1 protein-coding gene and 1 pseudogene are annotated in these 708 nt (G+C 40.8%); both read right to left on the bottom strand.

The window, feature by feature from the left end:
• A partial coding sequence (locus ACRCJ0_RS17620) for a protein phosphatase 2C domain-containing protein (protein WP_431391446.1) occupies positions 1-368 on the bottom strand: 368 nt, incomplete at its 3' end.
• A 19-nt stretch (positions 369-387) separates the two neighbouring features.
• Positions 388-708 (bottom strand): annotated as a pseudogene (locus ACRCJ0_RS17625) (16S rRNA (cytosine(967)-C(5))-methyltransferase RsmB); the annotation flags it as partial.

The following is a 708-nucleotide window of genomic DNA, read 5'->3' on the forward strand; positions in this document are numbered from 1 at the left end:
GAATCCCCTACATGGGCTAAAACCACTTGTGCCAAATCTTCTAATGGTACAGCTGCGACGATTGTTGTACCCATACCTGATAAATCATGGTATTGGTTGGCTTTTTCAAATATATGGGCATTGGCCTCCTTGATTTGATCAGTCAACCATTCAGAAATGATATTGGCGTCCGTCATGTTTTCAGTGCCTTCCCAAGCATTTCCTACATGATAAATAGCCATTTCTGAAGCCACGTCTCCCGCGTTGTGGCCACCCATCCCGTCACAAAGCAATAAGATTGCTGCTTGGTCTTGGTTGTAAAAAACGCCTACTTGGTCTTGGTTTTGTTTTCGTTCGACACCGACATCAGTTTTGCTTGCGATTTCCATGTATGCTCACTTTCCTTCGCTAGTTTTTTTCAAAGCTGGCGATAAAGAAACCGTCAGACATATAGGTATGCGGTAGGATTTCAATTGTTCCATCTGCACCTATTGACTGATCAAGATTATCTCGCCAATGTTTAAATGACTTCAATGTTAGGTCAGGATGTTGGTCTAAAATGGCTTTGACCACATCTTCATTTTCTTCTCTTGTAATTGTACATGTAGAGTAGGTAATCACGCCACCCTTTTTCAATAATGGTAATGCTTGGTTCATAATTGTTACTTGAATGTCATGTAAGGCATCCAAATCTTGCAACGTTTTGTGGTATTTAGTATCTGGTTTACG

Source organism: Aerococcus sp. L_32 (genome assembly GCF_050689315.1).